We start from the raw sequence: 25531 nt of genomic DNA on the forward strand, positions 1-25531 counted from the left end.
AAGCTGCTTTTTTTCACCATGTCTTTCCTAACTCAAACAAGCACTAGGAGCCCGCCTTGATAATCATAGATTTGTATGCCGCTTGCTTTCCTTCAAGCTCTGACTGACCAACTCTCTCCTGCTGGCGAAGCTGGTTCAAAATCGAGCTGACATTACGGATCTGCCTGTTGACTTCATTAAGAGAATTTACGATTTTGTTTTGTACCAGCCAATCGACAATTAAGCCGTCAAAAAAGTAATCGGCAAAGGTTAAAAGCGAGCCCGTTTCCGCTTTGAAATCCTGCGAATAATGCTGAACATCCTGCAATTCTTTCTCGAATCGCCGCATTCGCTTTTGCGCTTCGTGAATATAGCTGTTGCCATCATTCATCTTCGAACGCTTGATCGCCGTAGCAATCATTCCTCCGCCCAGCATATCATAGGTCCCCCAGTTTCTTGCAGATCCCATGCTTCTTTCCGCTTGCTGCAATGCCGATATGACCGTTTCTCCAACATGAATCGCTTCCCGGAGCTCCTTGAGATAAGCCCGCAGCACTTCTTTTTCCTGCAGCATAGTATACAGCTTTTCATTCATGATCGAATTGTGGTCTTCAATTAGCTGCTTTTTTTCCTCTAACAGCCGGTTGTATTTACGCTCAAGATCACCTAGCTGCAGGATGGATTGCCGTTTCTCCTGAATTTCCTGCTCCATATCCCGGACGGTGGCTGCGGTCTCCTCGTACTTCAGCTTGGCTCGAACAACCGCTTCATCCCACTCATTAATCTGCTCTCGTTTCTTCAAAGTCAGGGTATGAAATAAATTGCTCCAGGACAGCTTGTCGAGCTTATCCCGCTCATGACTGTACTCCCTTAATTTTCGTCTCCAGTAGGCCTCTTCCTCTTTTTGCTGTTCAATCTCCTTTTCCAGCGATTGCAGCTCGTTCCGCCACTTTCTTTCTAGCTGGCTGGCTTCCGCCCACTCCTCATATCGCCGTTCCCAATCTATATAAGGCATCTCAATTTCACCTCTTAGCAAAAAATAAATTACCCAATTTGAGGCTCAAAACTTAAACTAGTGGTTGACAACAAAGGAGGATATCATTACGGGGAATGAGGGGCCTCCGATCGCTGTTAGCATATGCTCCCGAAGTTGCTTTCCTTCGGAAAGCTTGGACTCCCTTTTCCCCTCCGCTTTTGCTATCTTAACTGACAACCTCTAATTATTAGAGTGAGCCCAATTTGATGATTAATATCTCTGCTTCTGTAAAATGCTACGGCTCATTGCACCGATTTCCACCTTGTTCAGCACGACTAGTCTGTGAAGTACTGTTAGTTTCGTACTATCAATTAAGTTAAGTACTGTTTGTTGAGCATTAGTTGTTAAGTACTGTTAGTTAAGCGCCATTAATTAAGTACTACGGCAGGAAACGGCTTCGGTTTCCATCACGCTACGCCTTTAGTCATATCGGGCACGCCAAGGCAGCTGGTTTTCCATTACGGCATACATGCCTATGCTGTTTTTCGTCCAATAAAAAACAGGCCCTTGAGCGAGAGATCAGATCCTGTCCGTCTCTCGTTCAAGAGCCTATCTAGTTGCATAATGAAAGCTGCCGGTTTCACGTATGGCGAAGCGACTTTTTACCCCTCGTCCGGAACTACCAGCCTTGTCTCCCAGCCTTCCCGGAACAAGGGCAGGAAATGTCCCGGATGATAAGGATGCTGCCGGGCAAGTTCTACGTTAAGCTCAGCTCCCCAGCCCGGACGGTCGCTTAGCTCGATATAGCCGTCCTTGACCTGCACCGGGTTAGTAATAATGTGCTGAGTCCAGTCATTGTTGAAATCATCGAAAATTTCATGGATGAAGAAATTAGGCGTAGCCGTATTCAAATGCGCACATACCAGCGAGCATAACGGGCCTTGCGCACTGTGCGGAGCAATGACTCCATTGTGTGCATGAACCATAGCACTGATTTGCTTGGCAGCGGTCAGCCCCAGGTACTGCGGCTCCAGTTGGATGATATGAACTGCGTTATGCATCAGCAGCTCAGAGAACTGCTCCCGGCAGTAGTAATCCTCTCCGCAGGCGATCGGTACCGGACTGCGTTTGGCTACCTCGATCATGGACGAGATTTTTTGTGGAGGCACCGGTGCCTCAAACCATGTGGGCTCGTATTTCTTCATGGCTTCGGCAAATTGCAGAGCCGTATGCACACTGAATCGGTTATGCCCTTCGATCAAGATGTCCCGTTCAGGTCCTACGGCATCGCGAACTGCCGCGATGATTTCAATAGCAAGTTGGAAATCACTCCGGTCCACTGCTCTCCAGGCAGCCCCGAACGGATCAAATTTTAGAGCCGTGTAGCCTTTGGCTGCTACCTGCTTCGCTTTTTCGTAAAACATCTCCGGCGTTCTCGCTCCCCGGTACCACCCATTGGCATATACCCGCAGACGGTCATGGCATTTGCCGCCGATCAGCTTGTAGACCGGCACTTTAAGCGCCTTGCCCATAATATCCCAGCAAGCGTACTCGATCCCCGCCAGGGCAGCGCCCTGGATTTGGCCCCCGTCAGAATAATAGTCGCGGAACAGCTTCAGCGAGATTTGCTCCACGTCGAAAGGGTCCATACCGATAACGAACCGCTTCAACTCATGAATGGCCGCTTCCGTCGTTTTGGCGAAGCCGTTAACCGTAGCCTCCCCTAATCCGGTAACGCCTTCATCCGTCTCCACTTGAGTGAATACCCAGTTCTTCCATTCGTTGCCGACAATGTAGGTTTTGACATCGGTAATTTTCATCCTGCTGCCTCCATTTAGAAGTAAGCTTCTACGATTTAGACCGAGATCCGAATGCTTCTTAAGATGTTCTACATACTAATTTCTGCATTCCGATGAGAAATCCTTCCAGCAGCTGCAGATTGTGAAATGAACCTCCAGAAGTATTCTCAATGGCCTCTTCGCATAGCTTTTGAACATTTTCGGTCAGCAGGTCCCAACATAGCTTCTCTCCATCCCTATCACTCTTCGGTCAAACTGCTTCCGTTCACTCCATCTCCGCAGCATCCGGCCCGGAGCCTGTCTGTTTCGTTATCTCGTCCTCATACTGATACAGCTCGGTATCTCTTGCGAAGTAATATCTGCCGTATTCATCCTCAGCAAAGAGATGGGCATCCTCATCCAAAACATCAAGATGATCCTCTGCCGGATTGTAGCGGAATAAAGTGTGGAGGCTGTACCCGTAGACATTTCCTTGCTTGCAGTTCAATCTTCCTCCACGCCAAAAATGCCCTACATCCGCCCAGTCAAAAGGGGCAATCTCCTTAACCATTACGGTCTCACGGGTTCGGAGATCGAATTGAAACAGCTTGCCGGCTGTCAATCCCCACATATATCCCTGGTCATCTACTGCCAACGCTGAAATGGCTTTCTCACCCGGAACAGGAACTCCGCGCCAGATTGGTTTCTTCGCCGCGATATCCCACATCATTATCATCGCTTCCTTCTGCGAAGGCGCTCCTCCAAGCCCCCCAAATACGGAGCTGCCGGCATACAGAATGCCGTCATGAACCGCAAGTGAAATGAGGCTTTGCTGATCGATGACGTTGCGATACACTTCATACTGGCCGCTCTCCGGATCATACAATGTCAACGCTCCGCCCAGCCGGCCATAGCCGCTTACGGTGCCGATCGCGAGCTCTTTGCCAGCCCAGGCCAAGGCAAACGGACGATCCTGCTCTTCCTTTTGCAGGGAAAATAAACGTTTCGGATTTTGCTCCTTCACCCACGGCTGCTTCGGATCGTATTCATATACAATCGCCTTAGGGTAGACGCCGAGGTACAGCTTCCCTTGTCCGGAAATCAGGCCTTCCGTCTGTCCTATTCCTTTGAACTGCTGCAGCTCCCCGCTGCGGACATCATATCTTGCCAGTCCTCCGGTGAAATAACCTCCAATATAGATATCGTGATCCGGTCCTGGCGTCAATGACTGAATCGCCACGGGCTGCCCGGTAAGCTGTAAATCGTAATGCTGGTAGCTTTCATGCTCGGGATCGAATACCCAGTAGCTGCCATCCCGGTTTACTCCGACAAGACAAGGGTAATGACGATTCAGAGAGTGACCATCGAGCCACCCGTAATCTCCAGCCGGGCTCGGCTGCCTGCAGGATGTAGCCTTCAATTCTCCAGTTTGCGGATCATACCGGTGCAAATAATCATCCTTTATAAAATAAACGCGGCCATCAGGATCTGGCGGTGACACACTTAATCCGCTAGCGTTCTCCAATTCGTCCACCCATTGTTCTTGTTCAAGATCGTATACGTGCAGCACACTGGATGGGGTAACTCGGGCTAACAGCTTCGGATATACAATGTCCAAATCGTAAATCACCTGCTCCCCCTTGCAGCGTTCAGGCAACGGAATAGAGCGTTTCTCCCCGCTGACAGTATCCAAGGCGATCAGATGAGGGGCTTTCGTTCCCATTCCCACATACAGCGTTTTACCATGAGGCGCCATCGAACGGGCATACTGCTCGCCTTCGACAATAGCTCCATAATCCCGGAACAGCCCGGTATGAGGGTTATATTGGAACACCTTTCCGCCGGGAAAGCATCCCCCATACACATTACCGTCCTCATCTGCGGCTAATCGCCAAGTATAATACTCTCCTTCGATCATCGTCCCCAGATCCTCGACTCCCTTCGCGGGAGTGTAGCGGTACAAAATCCCGCTGCCTCCAATGTATACGCCTGTCGGGGTGTTAACGACTCCCCAACAATGGTCGGAGCCTTCTAGCGGGAAACGCTCCACCAAAGTTTCATTATGGGGATCGATAACTAACAGAACGCAAGGCTTGCCCGAGGACACAGCATAAATGCGATCCTGACCGTCTTCCTTGCCGTAGGCAGAAGCCCAGATAGCTAAACCGTCGAGTGGCATACCGATACGGGTTGCCGGCATGTTCGAATCATCTCCCTAATGTCGTTTCTACTTCCTGCCCGGTCTTCAGTTCAGTCGCCAGAGGGTATTGTAAAACAGCGCCGAGAATAGAATGCGGGTTTTCCCGGTATTGCTCATACACTTGGGCACACTCATCTACCGGATGTACATTCGTTAATAGCGGGGCCACCTGAATAGCGCCTTCCGCTAGAAGCCGGATGTACTCAGCCATGTTCCGCCCTTCCGTCCAGCGGATATAGCCGACCGGATAGGGAATGCCCTGTTTTTCATACATAGGATCATAACGTCCGGGGCCGCCCGCTCTAGAGATTAAAATTTGCGCTTCTTTGGTAAACATCAGCTCTCGCTTGAACTCCATTTTCATATCGCCGACCACGATAACTTTGCCGCGATCCCGGAGCCGTTCAAGCGAATGGTCCATAAGGCTTCCCGTTTTGTCACTTGCACAGATCAATGAAGCATCCACGCCTTCTCCGTCAGAAAGCAGCTTGATCGTTTCATCCACTTGCTTCGCCGAACTGCATACATGGCGTATACCAAGCTCCTTAGCTATGCGGCAGCGTTCCTCGAGCAAATCGTACAGAATGACCTGATAGCCAGCTGCTTGAGCGATTTGCGCCGTGATTTGTCCCAGGATGCCGGCTCCTATCAATAACAGTAATTCACCAAACTGAAGATTGGCTTGCCGCAAGGAATGGATAGCGATTGCTCCAAGCCCTACCGTCGAAGCTTCCTCCAGTGATACATGGTCCGGTATCGGAACAGCGAGATGCCGGGGTACGGCCAACAGCTCGGCGTGTTTGACATAAGGGGCCCCGTAGCAGGCTACCCTCTGTCCTTTTTTTAACGTGACAGAATCTCCCTTAGTTTCCTTTACAATTCCCGCGGCACTGTAGCCCAGTATAAAGGGTTTGGAGTAATAATGTCCATTCATCATCATTTCCGTTCCGGGACTTATAGCTGAATAAGCAGTTTGCACCAGAAGGAAGCCGTCTTCCAGCTGCGGCTGCGGCATGTCGTTGGACATGCTGATGTTTCCTTGATAAGATACAACGGCTTTCATATCCTTCTCCTTCCTGTCCCAACTACTGTACAATCCTGAAAGTTAGGAGTATTTTCAAGGTTGTTTATTGCAAGCAAAGCCCCCTGTTGACCAATCTTTCTTCAACGGTTGTTCAGGCCAGCTCACTCTTTATTCTTTTATCGCGCCAATCATGACACCTTTGACGAAAAACCTTTGCAGGAAAGGATAGATCACCAAAATAGGCACGGTAGCAATGATAATCGTTGCATACTTGAGCGACTCACTGATGCGCTGCGCTTCATCTATACCGGTTCCGGTAAGCATGTTTTGCGCAGAGGATTGAATCAGTATTTCCCTGAGCTTAAGCTGCAGCGGGAATAAGGAACGATCCTGCAAATAAATCATCGCGTTAAACCAGCTGTTCCAATGGCCTACAGCATAGAACAAAGTCATAACGGCGATAACCGGCATCGACAAAGGAAGCACAATCGTCCACAGTACGCGGAAATCGTGAGCCCCGTCAATTTTCGCCGACTCAATCAGACTATCTGGGATCGACTGGAAAAACGTTCTCATCACGATTAGGTTAAAGGCACTGATCGCACCAGGCAGCAATATCGCCCAGCGGGTATCATACAAGCCAAGATCGCGGATGTTCAAATAGGCTGGAATCAGACCACCGCTGAAAAACATTGTAAAGACGATGAAAGCCATAATGAATCCTCTGCCCTGCAGTCCTCTCCGGGAAAGCGGATAAGCTCCCAATGTGGTGACTACGAGGTTAATGGCGGTCCCTACCACTACATAGATCAGCGTGTTCCCATATGCATTCCAAATATCTTTATCATTGAATACCAGCTTGTAAGAGCTTAGTGAAAAATCGACTGGCCAGAAGGTTACCTGTCCCGAGGCAATCGCGTACGGGTCACTAAAGGAGGAAACCAGCACATACCACATCGGATATAAAAACAAGAATGAACATACGGCAAGAAATATAACATTGAAAGTGTCGAATATAATCTCACCTATACTCCGTTTAACGACCATGCTCTTTCCCCTCCTTTACCATAAGCTGCTCTCGGTTGTTTTTCGGCTGATGCGGTTAGCAATCACCAGCAAGGTGAAATTAATGACGGAGTTAAATAAACCTACAGCTGCCGAAAAGCTATAGTCCGCCTCCATGATCCCCCTGCGATATACGAATGTAGAAATGACATCAGCTGTATCATAAGTTGCAGGGTTATACAGCAGGATAATTTTATCCCAGCCCACGTTAAGTAATTGCCCGATGTTGAGAATAAACAAAATCATAATCGTAGGCAGAATTCCTGGCAGTGTAATATGAATAAGCTGCTTGAAACGGCCTGCGCCGTCCATTACTGCTGCTTCATACAAGCTTGGGTTAATGCCGGATAAAGCAGCCAAATAAATAATCGAATTCCAGCCGATGCTCTGCCATAATCCCGAACCCACGTAAATAGTACGGAACCATTCCGGCAAAATCAAAAACGATAGCGGTTCCTTCACCAAGCCAATATTCATCAGAAGACTGTTAATGATGCCCGTTGGCTTAGTAAAGTCGATAATCATTCCGCAAATAACGATCAAAGAAATAAAATGCGGAAGGTAAGAAATCGTTTGAACTACAGATTTAAAAGCTTTAACCCGCAATTCGTTCAATAATAACGCGAACCCGATCGAAGCCGGGAAAATAATGATCAGAGAGTAGAAGCTGATCAAAAACGTATTGCGCAGCAATCTCCAGAAATAATAACTTTCGAAGAAGCGTTCAAAATGTTTAAATCCGACCCATGGGCTGTCCCATATTCCGCGAAAAGGATTGAAATCTTTGAAGGCGATAATGGCGCCATACATCGGTTTATATTCAAACAAAATAAAATATATAATGACCGGTACAAGCATCAGATACAGATAGCGGTTAGCGATAATCGGCTTCAGCTTTCTGGAAAAAGACGACTTCTTGCTTGGACTGGCGGGATTGCTCGGACCTAGATTGGTTGACGAAGCCATGAGTTATCTCCTTTCCGGGAGGACTTTCTCTTGATAGAAGGAGGAGGCAGCCTCCCGTTACTTTCCTCGGAAGGCGCCTCTTCAGCAAAACGTTAACTTATTGACTATCCACAAAACGATCGTAAGCGGCTTGATACTGCTCCAACACTCTCTCAATACCCATGCTTTCCAAACGCTCGATTACGGAAGGGTACTGTTCTACAGGGGTACGACCCATAATGATCGCATTGATCGTTTCGTCTACATAAGTCTGGATGTCCGCCATTCCCGATACGGCGATATCGCTTTCCTCTGATGTGAATTGAATAGGCGGCAGTTTGAAATCAAAGTCCAGATAATCAGCAAAGTTAATTAATGGATTTTCGGTTTGTCCATTAGCTGTTTGAATTTGTCTGGAATAACGCGGATCTTCAACGGTAGCCCAGCTTCCGCCGCCAATCGTATGGTTAAGCAGAACTTGCGTATTCGTTAATCCATCTTGCGGATACAGCACTTCATCTTTATACACGGGCTCTCCATCCACAAGATCGTAGGAAACTCCTTCAACACCGAAGTTGTTCAAGATAATTCCTTCTTCGGAATATTGATAATCGAGCCACTTAATCACTTCTTCCGGATGATTGGTTTGGGAAGAGACGGCGAGTCCCAAGGCAGCAGCCGGATAACGGAAGGAAACATGACGCTGATCGCCGCGCGGTCCTTTAGGAGGAGCAACCGGTACAATTTTAAATGTGTCGTGCTTGCCTTCCATCAGAGTTGTAAAGTTACCCATGTACGAGCCGGCCCAGCCAAACCAGGCGCCCGCCACGTCTGTCGTTACTTTTTCCGTCAAGCTTTGGAAGGTGGTATCGACCAGATAATTCGTATCCAGCAAGCGCTCTTCGTAAAGTCGATTCAAATACTCAACTACTTCCTGGAAGCGGGGATCATAAGGACCGTACTTCACTTCACCGTTTTCCACAAAGAAATCCATATCGACGCCGAATGCCGGAGCAAACAGATACATGATATTTCTGAGTGAAACCGTAACCAATGGGATCTCATCTTGCGAACCGTTTTCATTAGGATCGCCTTCTCTGAAAGCTTTCAGCATTTCGTACCAATCTTCAGTAGTCTCCGGCGCATCCAGTCCAAGCTTATCCAGCCAGTCCTGCCTGACTTGCGGAAACATCTGCGTCAAGTTATCGCTGTTAAGCATGATGTTCGGCAGATAATAGATATGACCTTCGGGAGATGTAATTTGTCCGCGAATCTCCGGATTCTCATCCAAAATTCTTTTCAGGTTAGGTGCATGCTCATCAATCAAATCTTCCAGCGGAAGCAGAGCCCCTTGATTCCCATACTTGGCAGCTTCTTTATCCCAGGCAGAGTGATAAATTATGTCAGGCAATCGCCCGGATGACATCAGCAAGTTAAAAGCTTCTTCACTCGCCTCGGAGGCATGCTGGAAATCAATATGAATATTTGTGTTTTCTTCCATCTTCTGAAAGGAGAGCTTCTCGTTAAAGTTCGTCCCTCTGAAGTTACCTCCAGCTGGAGACCACAGCGACAAGGTGAGCTTCTCATCCACGATCGGCACCTGCAAGCCGCCGACGTCTCTTTTCTCTGCGGATGATGACGGCGGAGCAGATTCACCGCTCGGGGAACTGCTAGGAGCTGATCCTCCATTATTGCTGCTGCTGCATGCCGATAATAGTAAAGCCAATGTTAAAGAGACAATGACATAATTCTTTTTATTGTTGACTGCACTCATTGATTGCTTGACCTCCCCATTAGGAATAAAGTTAACCATCACCACATATACATCAGAACAATCATTACTCCCAGCACATGTACATCACCAATCACTAGGAGCTTGTTAACTGACCCACTTCCTTTCCTTTTAAAAATCTGCCGTTGATAGCCAGAAGAGAGTTATATTGCTGCCCTAATTGATTCACAACCCGTTTAATAAATGCAATATAAACCCTTTATCTGATATACAACTGATGTATTTCGATTATATGATTAGCTGTAAGCGTTGTCAATGAAATTTTTGTCGAAATATGCATGCAAAAAACCGCACACAGCCCGAAACCTGCATGCGGTCAGCATTTCAAATCTGATGTCCAAATTAAGTCCAAATAACAACTCCATCAACTAGATTTACATTAATTGCATCCCGGATTTTTCAAAAGCGTGAAATCAGCTTCGGGTTCATGTAGAATTTTAATTAAAAACTTGCGCCGGAGCGTTAGCTTCGGAATACCATTTGCCGAGTTCATCCAGAAGCGTCTGCTCATCAATCATATTAGACCAATATGCGTTTAGGCTGCGGTTAAACCTTCGCAGCACTTTGATCGGAATGCCAAGCTCGCGATGATAGAAGAAGGTCGGCAGCAGCTCCCTGTACATCAAATAGCGGGATGGACGATTCAGCTCGTTTGTCACCTGCATCTCCGCTATTTGTTTCTTCGCCGGTATGCTTACGGTGCGTTGGCGAATGACGGTTTGAGCTTCCGTAGAGACAAGAAACTCCACCAGCTTGCGGGCTGCATCCTTCACCTTGGAGCTGGCTACGATACCTGTTCCGATCGTGATCAGCAGGGACTTTTGCGGATCCCTTCTTTCCAATGTCGGCAGTGGGGATACATCATAATCGAGAGGGGAATGTCTTAACTGATTCAAGTTAAAATAAGAGGTCAGCACCATGGATACCTGACCCTGCTTAAACAGCGGAATCGTGGCATCATCATGATCACCGGCCAAATATTTCGGGAAGATGGTATGATTATTAACGAGCTTGCTGTACACTTTCAAGCTATGGGCGGTTTGCGGGCCGAGTGTGCGCCGCTTGAGATCGTCCTCCACGATGTGGAGCCCTCCCTGCAGTAAAAAGACGGAATAGCGGTTCTCGGAGGCCGGAACAAAATAGACGGAATGACGGCCCCGCGCTTCCGACAATTTTTCCGCTGCATGAATCAGATCATTCCATGTCCAGTAGCTGTCCGGTTCTGTTAGATTGGCTTCTTCGAAATGAGCCCGATTGTAACACAGCACAACCGGAGAAAATGAGATCGGGTACGCATATAGCTGTTCCTCATGCCGAAACGCCTCTAACGTAATCGGGTACAGCTCCTCATGATTCTCAAGCGGATCCAGCATCTGGTGGATTCCCCGCTCCACCATCTCCTGAAATTGCAGACTGTTAAAAGTTACAACGTCGAGAAACCCGCTCTCCATCATTTCCAAAGCAGACTGTACATGCTCAAAATTGTTTAGCGAGATCGGATTAACATGGATGCCCGGATTTAACCTATGGAACTCAGTCAGCAGATCATCAAGCAAAAAATCGCTGCTTAAAGTCGGGTTGCAGCCGAAGTTGATGCGGATTTTCTCTTGCACCGCATCTGTGACCATGCTGCCTACACGGTCTATTTTAACGATTAGCCCTTCCTCCACCAGCTGTTCCAGCCCTTTCCGGACAGATTTGTTGCTAAGCTGAAACTGCTTGGCCAGCGTGCTTTCGGACGGCAGATAGCTGCCCGCTTGACGCGACCCGTTTAAAATATCGGTACGTATTTTACTGACAAAGCTCTCGAGACGTTCCTGGAACGATCGTCGCCCTGATTTATTATTCATGTACAAAACCCCTAATTATTAAGTCGATTTACATCAGCATCTCTATTTTCCACGATACGTTCTCCCCTGTCAACTTAATCAAGGCACTTAATTCTTATTTTTCCACTTTATGGCGGGAAGCATTGATTGGCTCAAGGTGAATGACCTGATGACAAATCCGGTGCAGCAATGCATGGTCATGGCTGATCACGAGCAGACCCAGCTTGCGCTGTTCGGCCAGAGTAAGCACCGCATGCCAAATCTGCGCTTGAGACAAGGCATCCAGCATAGCAGTCATTTCATCTGCAATGAGAAATCGGGTCTCGGGACCTAGGGCCCTCAAGATCGCAATTCGCTGCAATTCCCCTCCCGAAAGCTCGCTGGGCCAGCGCCGCAGCCACTCTCTTTCAATTCCGAGCGCATCGAGGAGAGATTCATCCATCGCATGGCCCTCACTTGCCGATTGAGACAAAAGCCAGCGCGGATTAAGTGTTGTTTCCGGGTGCTGAAAAACAAGCTGGACCGGATGATATCCCCCCGCGGGCAAGCTTTGGCCATTCAGCAGAACCTCCCCTTCATGAGGGTGGCCGTAGCCGGCCAGCAGTCGGGCCAGTGTAGTTTTTCCCGTTCCGCTAGGTCCTGTAAGTCCTAAGATTTGTCCCCGCCGCACCGTTAGATCAAGCTGCCTTAACACCCATCGCGCATTATACCGATATCCGAGCCGCTTTGCTTCAAGTAGCATGGATGCACCTCACCTCACCGGCCCTCCATGAGCGCAGCAGTGGACGTTCCAAGCGGCATTCCGGGCTAGCCATGCTGCACCTTGGCGCAAACAAGCATCCTGGGGGCAGTGCCGCCGGATGCGGCTGCACTCCTGGGAGGGGGACAAATCCATTTTCCGGAAGAGCTCGCCACAGGGCCTTCGTGTAAGGATGCCTGAGCCGTTCTCCAGCTCCTGTAAAGTCTTCTGACAAGGCAGCTTCTACCGTTGTGCCGGCATAGAGGACGACAACCCGGTCGGCATAGCGGATGGCTGCTTGAATATCATGCGTGATCAACAGTACAGCTGCTCCGGCCCCGGCTCGCTCACGGAGATGGCGAAGTGTTTCCGTGATCACTTCCTGATCAAGTCCTGGTGTCGGCTCATCGGCAACAATAAGCCTGGCTTCATGGACAAGCGCGGAAGCGACAAGCACCCGTCTGGCCATGCCGCCGGAAAGCTCATGCGGATATTGCCGGTCCACCCGGGGGTCCAGCCCGTAGCGGGCAAAGACGCTTTGCTGCGCCTCTCCTGCTTGCCGCTTAACCTTAAGCCGCGCACGCCAAGATTTCAGAGCAGATGAGCTGAGCAAATATCGGCGGCTGGCCCGCTGGCTGCGGCTGTCATCCGGAATCCGCTCCTCAGGCTGTGACCTGAACGCCAAGCGCACCTGCTTGCCCGCTTTCATAAGCGGGTTTAAGGAAGCGACCGACTGCGGCACAAATGCAAGCTCCGTTCCGCGCAATCGGGCTTGCCGCTCAGGAGTTAACGGTTCGCCTGCATAAGTCATCTTTCCAGATACCGCTGCATTTGCCGGCAAGATGCCGAGAATCGCCTGGGCAAGCAAGCTTTTTCCAGAACCGCTCGCTCCGACGATTGCAACCATCTCTCCCGCATTTACTCTCAAGCTCAAGTCCGAAATGACCTGCAAGCTCTGCCTGTGCAGCCCTCTTGTATAATGTTCCATTCTCACCGCAAGCTGTCCAATCTCTAACAACGGTGAATGCCGCCCATATTGGTCGGCACGCTGCGGCACAGTTGCCCTAGAATAGTCTGCTGAATCATCAGCAGGATGAAGTTGATCGTTATGGGCCAGCATAGTATTCATATCTCCTCCTCCTTCCCTCGTCAACCCCTTCAACGTTTATTCATATAAGGGAGTGCAGCACTAGGCTGCAGCCATCGGCGTACATTGCGGCTGAGCCAATCGACCAAACCAACGGTAATCAGCAGCGCAAGCCCGGGAAAAAAGGCAAGCCACCACAACCCCGCCGACATATATCTCATGGATTCAGATAAAATAATGCCTATCGCCGGCTCATGCGGAGGCAAGCCTAATCCTAAAAAGCTTAGCGCAGCTTCATGTAATATGGCGTGCGGAAATAACAGCATAGCCCCGACGAAAAGCTGCGGCAGAAGGTGAGGCATAAAATGCCGCGTTGCGATCCACCAGCGGCCTCGCCCCAAACGCCGGGATATATGCACATACTCTGAGGAGCGCAGCTGCAATACCTCTGCGCGAATCAAACGGGCCAAACTAGGCCAATGGGTAAGTGCAATTCCGATTAATACCCCCTTGGCCCCGCCGCCCAGACTGAAGGAGATGAGAATTAAAGCAACCAGATGGGGAACGCCAAGGAATAAATCAATCAGCCAGGAAATAGCGGCATCCACTTGCTTCCCCATCGTCCCTGCCAGCAATCCCAGGGCAAGCGCGACCAAAGCGCTGAGCATCGCGGCTGCCATTCCAATCCCGATGCTGAGCGTCAACCCCTTCATCGTCCGGGCCAGCATATCTCTGCCCAGCCAATCGGTGCCAAACCAATAGGTCCATGAAGGCGGAAGATTGCGGTTGTCAGGCGCAGTTAACAGCCGCTCGGGATCAAGCAGCAGGCCGGAACCTATCAGAATCAGCAGCGCTGCAAGCGCCAGGCCGCCGCTCAGCAGCGTCCTGAAGCGTAAGCTTGCGCTTTTGGAAGCATCTTCTGTGCGGGGATGAGGTTCAGATGAAATACGGAAGGATGAAAATCGCTTGCTCATAGGCTCCTCCCTCCCCGCATCCGGGGATCCACTATGCGGTAAAGCAAATCCGCCATAGTATTCCCGGCAAAAACAAACACGGCACTGCAGAGTACGATGCCTAACAGCAGCGGTACATCGCTCCGTAAACCGGCTTGCACAACGGCTTGACCCAATCCCGGATAAGCAAACACCTGCTCGGCCAGCACCGCACCGCCAAATAATTCGCTGAACGATGCGAAATGCAGGGTAAGGGCGGGAAGCGAAACGTTGCGCATAGCGTGCCTGCAATACAGAAGCCAGCCGCGTTCTCCTCTCGCCCTGGCCATAAGCATGTAAGGAGTTGCCAGCACATCAAGCACCTTCTGCCGAGTATGCAGGGTGACATGAGCAACGCCGAGCAGGCTTAAGGTAAAGGCCGGAAGCGCCAGGTGGCGAATCCGGTCTGCGAGCGTCACGTCTTCGGCAATGATTCCGGCAGGTGCGGCAAGCCCTACCGGAAACCAGCCGAGCCAGACCGCGAAGACCATCAGCAGCAGCAGGCCGAGCCAGAAAGTTGGTGTGGAAGCCAGCACAAAGCAATAGCCTTTGATGAGCCTGTCCACCCAGGTTCCGCTGTTCATGCCTGCCAGCGAGCCGAGCGCAAAGCCGATAAGTCCAGACAGAAGCCAGGCCGCTCCCATTAGGGCCAGCGAAGCAAAAAACCGTTCCTGGATAATATCCGCCACAGGAGCTCGGTAAAACGCGGAAGTCCCCATGTCGCCCTGCAGCAGAGCTTTTCCCCAGAGGATAAAGCGTTCCGCCGGCGGCTTGTCGAGCCCCCAATATTCCGCGATTTGCTGCCTCTGCTCCGCCCCGACTCTCAGCGAATCCGCCTGAACATAGGCCTGTACCGGATCAATAGGCGAGCGGCTGACCAGCCAGAAGGAAATGACGGCAAGTGCCGTTAGCAGCAGGGCCAGGCGCAGCGCTTTAGCGAGCCCAAACGTAACAAGCTGTTTCCAGAAGCGTTTCTTAGATTCGCTCAACATTTTTTATTCCTTCCAGCGCCACTCCGCGATATTATCGGTAATCGGCCAGCCATGTCCATGCGGTTGAATTTTCGGTGTACCTATGGAGAGCTGCTCGTTAACGAGGTACAGATGCTGGCGGTTAACGAGCCATGCCCACGGCGCATCCCCCATCGCACTAAATCCGGTTGTACCGTCCCACTGGGCCTTTTGCCAATACTGCAATGCTTCTTCCTCACTCTTGGATGTCAAGGCGAGGTCCAAATAACGATCGACTTCCGGGTTGCTGTAGTAGCCCGGATTGTACCAGCCGGTTCCCCTTGTTTTGCTGCTGTACAAGTTGTACATCTCGAGAGGATCATAGCTGCCCCAGCCGAACATAACCGCCTGTGAATGCATTTTGCTCGCGATGTCTTCCCAGCTACCGGCGACTGGTTTTATGTCTATTCCAAGCGGCCGCAAAAAATCCGCTACAGCAATAGCGAGAGATTGGCGGGAGTCATCATTAGCCAGATAGACGAGCTCGAATTCCGCCCGCAAGCCGTCTTTATCCAAAACGCCGTCTCCATTCTCATCCACCCAACCGGCTTCGGCAAGAAGCGCCTCCGCTTCCTCAAATCGGCCGTCCTCCATGATCGTGTCCGGATTCCACCAGGGCATTCCGTCTGCAACAGAATAGGCCGGCGTACCGTAGCCTTCAAATACTGCATCTATTAATTGCTGGCGATCAACTGCAATGTTAATCGCTTTGCGGATTGCCGGATCGGCAGTCACATCATTTCCGACAGGAATACCTTCTCCGGTCCTTTCCCCCGAAGGCACCATCGGAAAAGAAATTCCCCGGTTGTCTACGCTATCAAGTGCAACCAGTTCCATCCCGTCTACCGGCCGTTTAGCCAGCATAGCCGGGATAGCGGCTATATCAACCTGCCCGGCCTGTGCGGCAGCATAAGCAGCGTCTTCCTGCATAAAAACAAAGGTTAGTCTCTTAAAATATGGAACAGGACCATAATATTCAGGATTGGCTTCAACAATCAGCTGTTGCCCGGCATCCCACTGAACAAATTGATAGGGTCCGGATCCTACAGGATGCCGTGAGTAGTCAGGCCCGTGTGCATGCTTCGGCACAATACCGACCGTAATCAGCACATCTACAAAGGTAGATTGGGCTTCTTTGAGCAGAAACCGGACCGTATGCGCGTTGACAGCCTCTACGGAATCCAGTAATTGCAGATCAACCACGGAGCCGCTGCTAGCTGCTGTTTCAAAAGTATATTGAACATCCTCTGCGGTGAGCGGCTGCCCGTCTGAGAACAGCACATCATCCCGCAGGGTAACGGTCCACTCGCGCCCATCGTCTGACACTTCATATCCGGAGGCCAGATCATTAACAATGGAGAGCTCCGCATCCCGCTTCAAAAGCGTGCTTTGAAACAATGGCGACCCGTAGCGTCCCCAGCCGGTCGTGGGATCAAAGCCTTCCGCCGGTTCCTGGCCAATTGCCAGAATGAGCGACCGGGACGGATTGTTAACGTGTTCCGTCGTCCCCTGGACAGGTTCCGGCGATGTGCAGGAGCTAATAAAAAGAACGGCCAGAATAAGAAAAACTGTTGGAATAGTTTTAGACAATGCTCTCCGGCATGCTTGCCTATATCCGGTATGGGTACTGCAGTAATGGAACAAGTTATTCGCTCTCCTATTCAGCTCAAATTTGTGTATATCATGTTTTCAATTTGATTGCAGTTATGACTACCCCACATTCATACCGCCTGATTCTTCCTTTCCAACAGCAAAGGAATTTCGTCCAAATGCTCAACGATAAAAGCAGGTGACTCGTTTCTGGGCGGCCGCTCGATCCAATATCCAAAATTGATCGGTGCAAAGACTTCCCAGAACGTCTCCCAGGCCAGCTCCGGCATCACCTCATGTTGGTGAAGAGCACGCTTCATACAATTCATTTCAGAGAGATCATAATCAAGCAGTGTGTTGTCTAGGTCAAATAAAATAGCCTTATACACAACCTTCCTCCTTTACGCAGTTTTCACTGTTTCATACTTGGTTTCTTAAGTGTAGGGGACAAACCTGCTTTAGACAAGATGCTTTTGTCGCGTTTTCCGCAAATTTGCTGCGGCACCGCTATTGCAAGTTAATACTCTAATTCATGCTGCGGTTCTGTTTCATGCTGCTGCCCTGCTTAAAATTACTGTCCTTCTTCAGGCTCAATCTAAAAATCAGTGCTTGACTTCCATCAGAGATGCCGCTGTCTTCAAGGTTTTTTTTGGGTAAGCCTACAACTGAGCATAGGCGCGAAAAGGGATATAGGGTATAATGGAAATATAAAGAAAAAGCTCGGAACGCGGCCGCTACTCCCTGAAGAGAGGGGGTGGAGCCTGTGGAAATTTACCAAGCATTAGCGCTGATGATCAGCTTCTCAACATTAGTCGTTCTAATCCTTGGCTTCCACAAAAAGAAATAGACCGCTGCATCCCCCACGGATAACGGTCTATAATCTGACCCGAGCCATACTCGAGTCATGCGTTGTTGTGTTGTCTGTAATGTGTCGTTTGAAGTTTGCTTCGGCTAATGCGTTCCCGGCTTAAGCAGCTCTTCACCTTGCCTGCAGGTGTGCCAGCACCCCAGGCTTTTTTACCACATCAGAAAGGTACAAGCTTCCGATACCCGAAAGCCCGCTTTCTGATCGGCATGAAAAAGAAACGCTTTGACCGGGTTATTCCTCTTCGAAAGGGCTTCGTTAGAAGCCTTTCATATTGTATGTCGTCTACTCTCATTTTAACACATTGGACAAGCTATGCAACCTCGGCCCATTTTTCAGATAGAAGTCCGGATTCCAGGACAGGCAGTAATTTATACGCACCGTTGCAAGCTTCCTTTTTAAAGTACAATGCCAAAATACTTCTGCAATGCATCCGCATATTCCTCATCACTTGATGGAGTAAACACTCGGACTCCTTCATCGGTAAATAGACGAAATTCTTTTCCCGCCACCGTGTTTCTTCCGACCGGCGTACGTATTGCCAGCATGGCGTTTTGGGTAAAGATGGAATCCGGGCTGTTCTCGCACCAATATGTAGCCATCAAGAAATCCCGTGCCAATTGCGGCTCCTCGGAAAAAGAGTACAGCTGACTCCACTGCCCGTCCTTCAGCTCGTATAGCATCCAGCCGAAATGCGGGTCATTGTCCAGCTGGTAGCATTCCTCCCCCTGCCGGTGCTCCAGCCTCGGGACCATCTCAATCGGCCGTCGCGGTACGATGCCGCCAACACCTACATCGCATAAAAATGCTTTTCCTTCTGCTTCTACCTTCAACACATGATGGCGCCGTTTTGGAGGAGGATTCGGTTCATCCCGCCAAAATCTAGCAAAGTAATCGGTTACGGAATAGCCCAGCTCCCGCAGCAGCCAGCCAAACAATGCGTTCAATTCAAAGCAGTACCCTCCTCTGCGGCGAACAACGATCTTATCGAACAAATCGGGAATTTCCAGCGATAGTGGGACCCGCTTCAAAATATCGAGATTCTCATAAGGAACGGAATGCAGGTGCTTCTCCTGAAGTTCGCCAAGCACGGCGGCACTACCATCCAGCGGGCCGTTGTAGCCTATTCGCTCGAGATATGCTTTTACATTAGGGATCTGCCTTTGCGGTTTTGTTTTGTCCATCAGATCATCTCTCCAATCCATTAAGATAGAAGCATTCGCTGGATCTTTCTCAGCAAGCATTTTAATAGCAACTAGGTTGTTTTTTAACGAGCATTTCATAACGTGAGCGGCAGGATGAAAATGTTATTGGCAACAGAAGATGCAGTAAAACTATAGCGGAAGGTTAGATATGCAATTGACTCCAGCAGGATGGGGAATGCAAATACTATAACTCCCGGAAGGAAAATTGCGCAATTAGACCGCAGGATGGATGCGATAGACTCTAGGCACAGGCTAGGTATGTAAAACTTCAAGCAGGGTAAATATGAAAACTTCAGCAGCTAGTTCATGTTGGATTCAATTACTTTGATTTTGACCTATTCCGATTGAGGATTCAAGCTGAAATTTGTGCTCTTCACGTTTGTGTGAAATCTCTCGAGCATTCTGCCCCCCGGCGGGCAAAGCTTGCGTAAACTGCCAAACACCATTACACTACTAACATCGCAATAAACTAAGCTGCTCCAAGGTTTTTAATGATTTAAAATTGGATAACCCTCCGATTTCAAAATCGATTTTATGTAAGGTGATAAAGAGTGCTGTAGCCAAATAATAAATAGTTTTAAGATAAAAGATAAGGAGAGAACCAGGAAATGAGCTATTCCATTGTATTTTTTGATATTGACGGAACGTTAATCAATGAGGATAAACAGGTGCCCGAGGATACAGTACGTGCCGTCTCTGAGCTTAAGGCAACCGGGGTTGAGGCGGTTATTGCCACTGGCCGAGCCCCGTATTTTTTCAAACCAATCGCTGAACAGCTCGGTATTGATTCGTTTATTAGTTTAAACGGCGCCTATGTTGTTTACCAAGGTCAAGTGGTGTACAAAAGAGTCATCCCTAGAGCGAGCTTGGAAAAACTGGTCGAACACGCCTCCCGGCATAAACATTCCCTGGTGTATCAAGGGGATCAGTTCTATTACGCGAATAGCGTTGGAAATCCTTATGTCATTAATTCCATTAACACCTTAAAAGTCGATCACCCGCAGTATGATCCTGAATTTTGGAAAAGTGCGGATGTCTTTCAAGCTTTTTTGCATTGTACTGAGGAAGAAGAAGCGGTATATAAAGATGTCTTTCCTGACCTGCGCCTAGTCAGATGGCACCCGGAAGCTATGGATGTAATGCCGATTGGAGGCTCTAAAGCCCAAGGCATAGAATTTTTGCTCGATTCACTGAATCTCAAGCCTTCTCAAGCAGTAGCTTTCGGCGATGGATTGAACGATATTGAAATGCTCTCCTGCGTCGGATTGGGCATAGCAATGGGCAACTCGCATCCGAAGCTGTTCCAGTACGCCGATTACATCACAAGTTCGGTTGATGAACAGGGAATCCGCAACGGGCTGATTCATGCGGGCCTGCTTGCTAAATAAGCTTGTTGTCATTCCGTATTCCGGCAGACCTGGTCAGTAATCTGTGATCGAAAATGCGTTGAAAATGCCAGCTGTGCGGGCAAAGTCTATCCCTCCTTCTTTCATAGTTTTCATCCTTCTTGCTATACTTTATCCATCTATTAATTTACCTGCTCGGCGGGCTCTTGCTGAAATAGCTATGTTACAATATTTGTGGAGGTGCATGAGTGATGAAGGCTTTATTCATTGGAGGCACAGGCACAATTAGCACGGCCATTACCCACCAGCTGGCACAAACGGATTGGCAGCTGTACCTGATCAACCGCGGCAACCGTATCACTACGCTGCCCGAAAATGTCCATCTGCTGCAAGCGGATATTCAGGATGAACAGCGGGTAGCCGAGCTGATCGGCGATTTGCATTTTGATGTGGTGGCTGACTTTATTGCATTTACCCCTGAACAAGTGGAGCGGGATTATCGTTTATTCGCCGGAAAAACGAAGCAATATATGTTTATCAGCTCCGCTTCTGCTTATCAGACTCCCCTGTCGGATTACCGAATTACTGAAGGCACCCCTTTATCCAATCCTTATTGGGAATATTCCCGCAACAAAATCGCATGTGAAGATTATCTGACCCGGCAGTATCGCGAAAACGGTTTTCCTGTAACTATTGTCAGGCCAAGCCATACTTACAGCGAACGCTCCATACCTTTAGGAGTTCATGGAACTAAAGGCAGCTGGCAAGTAGCCAAGCGGATGCTCGAAGGCAAGCCCGTATTGATTCATGGAGACGGTACCTCGTTATGGACGATGACGCACAGCCGAGATTTTGCCAATGGCTTCATCGGGTTGATGGGCAATCTTCATGCTTATGGTGAAGCCGTACAAATTACCTCGGATGAAACGCTGACTTGGAACCAAATCTACAGCGCAATTGCTGATGCATTAGGCGTCCCTTTACAAGCGGTACACGTTTCCTCCTCATTTCTGGATGCCTGCAGCCAGCAGGATTTTCGTGGGGGGCTGCTCGGCGATAAAGCGAATTCCGTCGTGTTCGACAATTCCAAGCTGAAGCGGCTCGTGCCGGAATTCACAGCAACCATACGTTTTGATCAGGGGATAAAAGAAACGGTAAACCATATCCTCGCCCACCCGGAGCTGCAGCGAGAGGATCCGCAATTTGACGCTTGGTGTGACCGTGTCATCGAGGAATTGAGCGCTGCCCAAGAGCGAATCAAAGCTTCAATAAAGGAGTATGAAAGATGAATAGGACCTTCCAGGCGTTATGGATAGACAAGCCAGCCGTCGGATCTGACACTCGCCATTCTGATACTTCGCCGCTGCTTCCTCTAAAGCTGCGATCTTTAACAGTTGATGAGCTGCCGGAGGGGGAAGTGCTGGTTGAGGTTCACTACTCCTGTGTGAATTATAAGGATGCCCTTGCCGCTATGCCTGACGGTCAAGTAGTTAGGCAGTATCCGATAATTCCAGGAATAGATCTATCAGGGGTCGTCATCTCTTCCAGCGATCCCCGCTATGTGCCGGGTGATTCGGTCCTGGCTACAGGCTATGAGCTTGGCGTCGCCCATTATGGCGGATTAAGCGAGTATGCCCGCGTAAAGGGCGACTGGCTCGTCCCTCTTCCCCAAGGCCTTAGCCTGCGCGAAGCGATGATTTACGGTACAGCCGGCTTTACCGCAGCGTTATCCCTGCATCGGCTGGAGGAAAACGGAGCCGAGCCAAAGCGTGGACCTGTGCTGGTCACCGGAGCTACCGGCGGCGTAGGCAGCGTTGCCGTAGCGTTATTGGCTGCGAAAGGCTATTCGGTAACCGCAAGCACTGGCAAAGCCGAGGAGCGGGACTACCTCCGGCAATTGGGGGCGCAGGACGTCATTTCCCGAGAGCAGGTCTACCCCGATCCAATCAAGCCGCTGGCGAAAACGAGATGGCAGGCTGCAGTGGATCCCGTTGGCGGGAAAGCACTGTCGGCCATTCTCAGCCAACTGCAGCCGAACGGTTCAGTCGCGGTTAGCGGACTAACTGGGGGCAGTGAGTGGCAGGCGACCGTTCTCCCATTTATTTTGCGGGGGATCAACCTGCTTGGTATCGATTCCGTGTACTGTCCCAGCAGCACAAGGAAACAAATCTGGCAGCGGCTAGCAGCTGATCTGAAACCGAGTTCTCTAGAAGCTATAGTCGACCGGGAAATTTCCTTGGAAGAGGTGCCTGCCGCGTTAGAGCGTATTCTTCGAGGAGGCATGCGGGGGCGGGTCATTGTCCGTTTAAAGTAACTGACTGCCTGGCATGCATGGAGCAGCAGTTTGCAGATACTGCAGTACAATCTACGGAAGTCGATACAATATAGAAAGACCGGCAAGCGGCCATCTAACTCGTCCGCTTGCCGGTTTTTTAGTTTGATAAAAATAAGAAGCTCGGTTGTTTTTTCCGTTCTGCAGATCCATCGGCAGGCCGCGGAGGGTTCCCTCAGCAGCAGTTTTGAGGGTCTGTACAACCTCGATGTGAACTGATGGGAGCAGGTCCACGCCGAACATAGGCATCCCTGGGCCGCAAAGGGCAGTAATGGGCTTAACCGCTGCTGCAACAGGCTGCAGCTACGACGGGCACCACTGCTTCTGCGACGGGCTGACTGCACAACTTACTGCAACAGGCTGCAAGCTACGATAGGCACCACTGCTACTGCGACAGACTGCACTGCAACAGTCTGTTTTATTTATTTAAACGGTAAGCCCCCAGCACTGCTACTCGCTTTTCTCCATTTTCCTCCACATAACGAACCATTACTTTGCTTCCCGCCTTGTACTGAGGCAGATTCACTGTGGGGACAATCGTTTTAACCCGGGTGGTAAACGTTTCTCCGTTTTCTTTGAACACCTTCAAATCCAGGATGACCTGCGGGTTTTGATTATAGGTCGTATTAGTTTCCGTGACAGCCTGCACTACGGCCTCCGCTTCGGTGCCTATAGCCATAAGATCTGCATCCTGCTGCATAGTCGAGAGCGAATCCTTCATCAATTTGACTGACTTTATTATTAAGGGAAGAGTACCTACAAGGATGACCAGAGTAATGACACCAAAAATATACAGGTTCATGTCTTCCACTATCTCTCCCCCTTACAGCTAGTCTCCCTATCTATTATGAGGATCTCACCATTACTTGACAAGCGGCAGGGGCGGTTTTGCATCACTAGTCCCACGTTATCCGGGATTTCGCCACATCATTTTTTGCATAATCTGAAAATAATAGGTCCGACAGTTCCTCACTAGGGCGAAAGCCAGGGAAGAAATCACTTCAGTTTTCCCGGATGCTCACCAAGGATATACTGCAGCGCAAGATTGAATAAGCCCGGCAATATGCTTACATGCCCTTCCTTCTCAAACCACCCGTAATCTACCTGAAAATGGGGAAGGTCTTGTTTCATCTCTTGCAGGTGTCTATACATCTTGTCGGCATCTGCAATCATATGCGGCTTTTCTCTTCCCCCTACAGCTAACAGGACTCTGGTATTATTCACCTGATTCTCCGCATCCTGGACCAGACCCTCCGTATCTTTTACTAGAGTCCCTGCATCGCTCTCTTTTCGACCCTCCACTCTCAATTGGAGGTCCGTGCGCACATCAATGCTAGCAATAGCAGCTTGAGTAGTGCTGCAGCGGGCGTAACCGGGGATCGCTCCGGCCGCTAGCATCCGCTGACTGAAGGAAGACAGCACGTCAAACAGATAGCCGTTCTTCCACCAAAGCGAAGGACTTCCTGCTATGTAGGTTTGAAATTCAAAGGGCCGGGTGAGCAGCACATGCATTGTGAATAGACCGCCCAATGAATGGCCAAACAATGCTTGTTTACCGGGATGTATAGGCAGCTGCTGTTGAATGAAAGGCTTGATGTCGTGGGAGAGGAAATCCAGAAAAACCTCCGCCTCTCCTCCTGGCGGCCATGCTGAGCCATCTCCTCTCTGCAGCAGCTCGTCCGGGTCTGCAGGTACAGTAAAATCGCGAAAGCGATTGGAAGTGGCAAAGGGCGCATCGGTATCATAGCCGATTCCTACTACGACCAGCGGGTCATAGCCATGTGGTTTGCGCGTTTGCAGCCTCACCATCTCTACGAAAGAGCCAAAGCACGAATTAGCATCGAGCAAAAAAACAACCGCATATCCGCCCGGGGGAGGGGGTTCCTCTGGTGTATACAAAAACAATCGGTACTCATGCTGCTCATGCCCGCTTGCGCCTTTCCGGAACACCTGGAATTCCCTGGTTCTCGGGATCAGATAAGAACGGCCCGTATCTGTATGAACTATCATGCGATCACAGTCTCCCTTCCGCCAAAAAACCAATGCAGAGCGGACAGAAATTGCTGGATGAAAAAGTGATGATCGTGGGTACCCTGCGGATGAACCTCCAGCTTAAGCCGTTCCTTGGCCCACCCCTGCTTCTTCCAATGTTCATGGACCGCCATCGTATTGGGCACCATATTCTTTTGCAGGTTGGTTTTGTATACCCCTTCCAATAACCCGACATAAGAATAAAGCTTAGGTTGAAGGGGCGGCAAGGAGCGGGTCTGGATAAAATCCAGCATGCCCTCATACCAGAAAGAAGCGGATATCGCACCGATATTTCCAAATCTATCCGCATATTCATAAGCGGCATAAACCGAGATCAGTCCGCCCAAGGAGCATCCAAGCAAAGCCGTATGCTCCCGCTCAACAAGCGTGCGATACCGGGCGTCTATCTCCGGTTTGATCTGTTCAGTCAGCTCTTGTAAATAGTCTCTGCCTTTCCCGCCAAAAGACGGGGCCGACTCCATCAAGGCTTCCGCTGGCCACGGTGTATAGTCATCGATGCGGTTTTCTGTACCAATCCCGACAAAGATCAGCTCGGGAAGCTGCCGGCTCAGAAACAAATGCTCCAGGGTGTTGAAGCAGCCCATGACTAACTCCCCCTGGTCATGTACATAAACAACCGGATAGCGCTGCTGCCGGCTCTGCTCATAAGAGGGCGGAACATATATATGAAGGTCACGCTCCCCTGTCTTATGGTGGTGTAATCTTGCAATCACCTGATCCCCTCC

At 49.8% G+C, this 25531-nt stretch carries 22 protein-coding genes; 4 read left to right on the forward strand and 18 right to left on the reverse strand.

What is annotated here, in order from left to right; all coding sequences use genetic code 11:
* Window positions 1-43: 43 nt before the first annotated feature.
* From PSHG_RS02055 to PSHG_RS02120, 14 genes are all read right to left on the reverse strand, one after another.
* Entirely contained in the window at window positions 44-994 is a 951-nt protein-coding gene (locus PSHG_RS02055) for a coiled-coil domain-containing protein (protein ID WP_010268717.1), read from the reverse strand.
* Window positions 995-1617: 623 nt separating this feature from the next.
* Complete coding sequence (locus PSHG_RS02060) at window positions 1618-2775, reverse strand: mandelate racemase/muconate lactonizing enzyme family protein (protein ID WP_010268718.1); 1158 nt, start codon at window positions 2773-2775, stop codon at window positions 1618-1620.
* A 244-nt stretch (window positions 2776-3019) separates the two neighbouring features.
* Window positions 3020-4933 carry a WD40 repeat domain-containing protein gene (locus tag PSHG_RS02065; RefSeq protein ID WP_010268720.1) on the reverse strand — a complete coding sequence of 638 codons (1914 nt, stop codon included), beginning with the start codon at window positions 4931-4933 and terminating at the stop codon, window positions 3020-3022.
* Between the two features lie 7 nt (window positions 4934-4940).
* On the reverse strand, window positions 4941-5996 hold the full coding sequence (locus PSHG_RS02070; RefSeq protein WP_010268721.1) for a zinc-dependent alcohol dehydrogenase: 1056 nt from the start codon (window positions 5994-5996) through the stop codon (window positions 4941-4943).
* Between the two features lie 129 nt (window positions 5997-6125).
* Window positions 6126-7004, reverse strand: a complete 879-nt coding sequence (locus PSHG_RS02075; protein ID WP_010268723.1) for a carbohydrate ABC transporter permease — start codon at window positions 7002-7004, stop codon at window positions 6126-6128.
* Between the two features lie 15 nt (window positions 7005-7019).
* The gene (locus tag PSHG_RS02080; protein ID WP_010268725.1) at window positions 7020-7988 is read right to left on the reverse strand and encodes an ABC transporter permease; all 969 of its coding nucleotides are present in this window, start codon (window positions 7986-7988) and stop codon (window positions 7020-7022) included.
* Window positions 7989-8085: 97 nt separating this feature from the next.
* Complete coding sequence (locus PSHG_RS02085) at window positions 8086-9741, reverse strand: extracellular solute-binding protein (protein WP_010268728.1); 1656 nt, start codon at window positions 9739-9741, stop codon at window positions 8086-8088.
* 455 nt (window positions 9742-10196) lie between these two features.
* A complete protein-coding gene (locus PSHG_RS02090) occupies window positions 10197-11609 on the reverse strand; it encodes an extracellular solute-binding protein (RefSeq protein WP_010268731.1) in 1413 nt (470 codons plus the stop codon).
* Window positions 11610-11703: 94 nt separating this feature from the next.
* Complete coding sequence (locus PSHG_RS02095; RefSeq protein ID WP_010268733.1) at window positions 11704-12330, reverse strand: ABC transporter ATP-binding protein; 627 nt, start codon at window positions 12328-12330, stop codon at window positions 11704-11706.
* Window positions 12320-13456, reverse strand: coding sequence for an ABC transporter ATP-binding protein (locus tag PSHG_RS02100; protein WP_010268735.1), 1137 nt, complete (start codon window positions 13454-13456; stop codon window positions 12320-12322). The genes PSHG_RS02095 and PSHG_RS02100 overlap by 11 nt, the downstream gene beginning before the upstream one ends.
* A gap of 29 nt (window positions 13457-13485) precedes the next feature.
* Entirely contained in the window at window positions 13486-14388 is a 903-nt protein-coding gene (locus PSHG_RS31155; RefSeq protein WP_010268736.1) for an ABC transporter permease, read from the reverse strand.
* Window positions 14385-15398 carry an ABC transporter permease gene (locus tag PSHG_RS31160; RefSeq protein WP_010268738.1) on the reverse strand — a complete coding sequence of 338 codons (1014 nt, stop codon included), beginning with the start codon at window positions 15396-15398 and terminating at the stop codon, window positions 14385-14387. The genes PSHG_RS31155 and PSHG_RS31160 overlap by 4 nt, the downstream gene beginning before the upstream one ends.
* A gap of 3 nt (window positions 15399-15401) precedes the next feature.
* Window positions 15402-17006 carry an ABC transporter substrate-binding protein gene (locus PSHG_RS02115; protein ID WP_042121297.1) on the reverse strand — a complete coding sequence of 535 codons (1605 nt, stop codon included), beginning with the start codon at window positions 17004-17006 and terminating at the stop codon, window positions 15402-15404.
* 131 nt (window positions 17007-17137) lie between these two features.
* Entirely contained in the window at window positions 17138-17395 is a 258-nt protein-coding gene (locus PSHG_RS02120; RefSeq protein WP_010268740.1) for an HAD family hydrolase, read from the reverse strand.
* A 374-nt stretch (window positions 17396-17769) separates the two neighbouring features.
* Between PSHG_RS02120 and PSHG_RS31930 the strand changes: the two genes are divergently transcribed.
* Window positions 17770-17853: a putative holin-like toxin gene (locus PSHG_RS31930; protein WP_392392007.1), complete on the forward strand. Its 84-nt coding sequence runs from the start codon at window positions 17770-17772 to the stop codon at window positions 17851-17853.
* Window positions 17854-18269: 416 nt separating this feature from the next.
* On the opposite strand, the gene PSHG_RS02125 is transcribed toward PSHG_RS31930, so the two are convergent.
* A complete protein-coding gene (locus PSHG_RS02125; protein ID WP_010268749.1) occupies window positions 18270-19055 on the reverse strand; it encodes an arylamine N-acetyltransferase family protein in 786 nt (261 codons plus the stop codon).
* 629 nt (window positions 19056-19684) lie between these two features.
* Between PSHG_RS02125 and PSHG_RS02130 the strand changes: the two genes are divergently transcribed.
* The 3 genes from PSHG_RS02130 to PSHG_RS02140 all read left to right on the forward strand — a co-directional run bounded on the left by PSHG_RS02130 (window position 19685) and on the right by PSHG_RS02140 (window position 22736).
* Entirely contained in the window at window positions 19685-20464 is a 780-nt protein-coding gene (locus tag PSHG_RS02130) for a Cof-type HAD-IIB family hydrolase (RefSeq protein WP_010268753.1), read from the forward strand.
* Window positions 20465-20673: 209 nt separating this feature from the next.
* Complete coding sequence (locus PSHG_RS02135) at window positions 20674-21711, forward strand: SDR family oxidoreductase (protein ID WP_010268755.1); 1038 nt, start codon at window positions 20674-20676, stop codon at window positions 21709-21711.
* Window positions 21708-22736 (forward strand): acrylyl-CoA reductase family protein, encoded by a 1029-nt coding sequence (locus tag PSHG_RS02140; RefSeq protein WP_010268757.1) that lies wholly within the window; start codon window positions 21708-21710, stop codon window positions 22734-22736. Before PSHG_RS02135 ends, PSHG_RS02140 begins: the two co-directional genes overlap by 4 nt.
* Window positions 22737-23172: 436 nt before the next feature.
* Here the strand turns inward: PSHG_RS02140 and PSHG_RS02150 are convergent, their stop codons facing one another.
* The 3 genes from PSHG_RS02150 to PSHG_RS02160 all read right to left on the reverse strand — a co-directional run bounded on the left by PSHG_RS02150 (window position 23173) and on the right by PSHG_RS02160 (window position 25519).
* Window positions 23173-23565, reverse strand: a complete 393-nt coding sequence (locus PSHG_RS02150; RefSeq protein WP_010268764.1) for a hypothetical protein — start codon at window positions 23563-23565, stop codon at window positions 23173-23175.
* A gap of 185 nt (window positions 23566-23750) precedes the next feature.
* Complete coding sequence (locus tag PSHG_RS29135) at window positions 23751-24764, reverse strand: alpha/beta hydrolase (RefSeq protein WP_010268768.1); 1014 nt, start codon at window positions 24762-24764, stop codon at window positions 23751-23753.
* On the reverse strand, window positions 24761-25519 hold the full coding sequence (locus PSHG_RS02160; protein ID WP_010268770.1) for an alpha/beta hydrolase: 759 nt from the start codon (window positions 25517-25519) through the stop codon (window positions 24761-24763). The genes PSHG_RS29135 and PSHG_RS02160 overlap by 4 nt, the downstream gene beginning before the upstream one ends.
* Window positions 25520-25531: the final 12 nt, after the last annotated feature.

It is taken from the genome of Paenibacillus senegalensis JC66 (genome assembly GCF_000285515.1).
Lineage (GTDB): Bacteria > Bacillota > Bacilli > Paenibacillales > NBRC-103111 > Paenibacillus_L > Paenibacillus_L senegalensis.

Excerpts from the sequence above, each read along its gene's own strand:
- PSHG_RS02055 (WP_010268717.1), bottom strand. The coding sequence starts at position 994 with ATGCCTTATATAGATTGGGAACGGCGATATGAGGAGTGGGCGGAAGCC.
- PSHG_RS02060 (WP_010268718.1), bottom strand. The coding sequence starts at position 2,775 with ATGAAAATTACCGATGTCAAAACCTACATTGTCGGCAACGAATGGAAG.
- PSHG_RS02065 (WP_010268720.1), bottom strand. The coding sequence starts at position 4,933 with ATGCCGGCAACCCGTATCGGTATGCCACTCGACGGTTTAGCTATCTGG.
- PSHG_RS02070 (WP_010268721.1), bottom strand. The coding sequence starts at position 5,996 with ATGAAAGCCGTTGTATCTTATCAAGGAAACATCAGCATGTCCAACGAC.
- PSHG_RS02075 (WP_010268723.1), bottom strand. The coding sequence starts at position 7,004 with ATGGTCGTTAAACGGAGTATAGGTGAGATTATATTCGACACTTTCAAT.
- PSHG_RS02080 (WP_010268725.1), bottom strand. The coding sequence starts at position 7,988 with ATGGCTTCGTCAACCAATCTAGGTCCGAGCAATCCCGCCAGTCCAAGC.
- PSHG_RS02085 (WP_010268728.1), bottom strand. The coding sequence starts at position 9,741 with ATGAGTGCAGTCAACAATAAAAAGAATTATGTCATTGTCTCTTTAACA.
- PSHG_RS02090 (WP_010268731.1), bottom strand. The coding sequence starts at position 11,609 with ATGAATAATAAATCAGGGCGACGATCGTTCCAGGAACGTCTCGAGAGC.
- PSHG_RS02095 (WP_010268733.1), bottom strand. The coding sequence starts at position 12,330 with ATGCTACTTGAAGCAAAGCGGCTCGGATATCGGTATAATGCGCGATGG.
- PSHG_RS02100 (WP_010268735.1), bottom strand. The coding sequence starts at position 13,456 with ATGAATACTATGCTGGCCCATAACGATCAACTTCATCCTGCTGATGAT.
- PSHG_RS31155 (WP_010268736.1), bottom strand. The coding sequence starts at position 14,388 with ATGAGCAAGCGATTTTCATCCTTCCGTATTTCATCTGAACCTCATCCC.
- PSHG_RS31160 (WP_010268738.1), bottom strand. The coding sequence starts at position 15,398 with ATGTTGAGCGAATCTAAGAAACGCTTCTGGAAACAGCTTGTTACGTTT.
- PSHG_RS02125 (WP_010268749.1), bottom strand. The coding sequence starts at position 19,055 with ATGGACAAAACAAAACCGCAAAGGCAGATCCCTAATGTAAAAGCATAT.
- PSHG_RS02130 (WP_010268753.1), top strand. The coding sequence starts at position 19,685 with ATGAGCTATTCCATTGTATTTTTTGATATTGACGGAACGTTAATCAAT.
- PSHG_RS02135 (WP_010268755.1), top strand. The coding sequence starts at position 20,674 with ATGAAGGCTTTATTCATTGGAGGCACAGGCACAATTAGCACGGCCATT.
- PSHG_RS02140 (WP_010268757.1), top strand. The coding sequence starts at position 21,708 with ATGAATAGGACCTTCCAGGCGTTATGGATAGACAAGCCAGCCGTCGGA.
- PSHG_RS29135 (WP_010268768.1), bottom strand. The coding sequence starts at position 24,764 with ATGATAGTTCATACAGATACGGGCCGTTCTTATCTGATCCCGAGAACC.